Annotated in this window: 1 protein-coding gene; it reads right to left on the bottom strand. The window is 68.1% G+C overall.

Annotated elements, in window-relative coordinates; translation table 11 throughout:
* Nucleotides 1-98: 98 nt before the first annotated feature.
* The coding region (gene glmM / locus ACXJKR_RS33435) for a phosphoglucosamine mutase (RefSeq protein ID WP_457326521.1) at nt 99-1,001 on the bottom strand (903 nt) is incomplete at its 5' end.

The raw sequence follows: 1,001 nt of genomic DNA on the forward strand, positions 1-1,001 counted from the left end.
GTGCTTGCCGGTCGATCCGGCAAGCATCGCCGTCCCCTTGGGGGACCGGTCAGGCACGCATGCGTTCAGCAGCGCGAGACTGGACGAGGGGCTCCGTTTCAAGACGAGACAGCATCCACCAGGCGCTGGGCACAGCGCTGGGCCACTGTGGCATCCGAGGCCTCGACCATGACGCGCAGCAAAGGCTCGGTGCCCGAGGCGCGGATCAGGATGCGACCCTTGTTGCCCAGCTCGGCCATCACCGCCGCCTGCTCCTCGGCCAGGCGCGTGCTGCTCTTCCAGTCCTGGCCGGCAGCCAGGCGCACGTTGATCAAGGTCTGCGGGAACAGGTCCACGCCTTGCAACTGCTCCGCCAGGCCGCGTCCGCTGCGGCAGACGGCCTGCAGCACCAGCAGCGCGCTGACGATGCCGTCGCCCGTGGTGTGCTTGTCCAGCGCCAGCAGGTGGCCAGAGCCCTCGCCGCCCAGCTGCCAGYCGCGCGCGGCCAACTCTTCCAGTACATAGCGGTCGCCGACCTTGGCGCGCACGAATTCGACGTCGCGCGAACGCAGCGCCAGCTCGACGGCCATATTGGTCATCAGCGTACCGACGGCGCCCGGCACGCGCAGCCCTTGGGCGAGGCGATCGGCCACCATCACGTAGAGCAGTTCGTCACCGTTGTAGAGGCGACCGTTGGCGTCCACCAGCTGCAGCCGGTCGGCGTCGCCGTCCAGCGCCACGCCGTAATGGGCGCCGTTGGCCTTGACAGCCTCGACAAGGGCCCCGGGCGCTGTCGCGCCGAAGCCGGCATTGATGTTGAAGCCGTCGGGCTTGCAGCCGATCGAGATGACCTCTGCGCCCAGCTCATGGAAGACATCGGGCGCAACGTGATAGGCCGCGCCGTGGGCTGCGTCGACGACGATCTTCAGCCCCTTGAGCGTCAGGTCCGAGCCGAAACTGTTCTTGCAGAACTCGATGTAGCGGCCGCGCGCATCTTCCAGGCGCTTGGCACGACCCAGGCT

The organism is Roseateles sp. P5_E11, from assembly GCF_054049355.1.